General features: G+C 47.9%; 1 protein-coding gene. It reads right to left on the minus strand.

What is annotated here, in order from left to right; genetic code table 11:
* Nucleotides 1-64: 64 nt before the first annotated feature.
* A partial coding sequence (locus tag Q4563_RS19045; protein WP_303605627.1) for an Lcl domain-containing protein occupies nucleotides 65-290 on the minus strand: 226 nt, incomplete at its 5' end.

The raw sequence follows: 290 nt of genomic DNA on the forward strand, positions 1-290 counted from the left end.
CAGCCACTGCCACTGAAGACAACAGCGCAGCTATAGCAAGACACCCTATATTTAATCGCACAAGCTATTCCTCTCCAACGACCAGACGAATCGATCGATAAATTCCGACCGAGGAACTTTCCATCGACGTCAATGTGACATCACCATCCGAGAAATCAACCACCCAGGCCGTGACGCCGTCATAGTTGATATCCGACGTCCAGTAGCCTTGTTTTGATACATAACGGGTATTAGGGAACAGGTCAGTATCAATCGTTGGCGAGGTTTCACCATGATGAACAATAGTCACC

This window comes from Gilvimarinus sp. 1_MG-2023, from assembly GCF_030548285.1.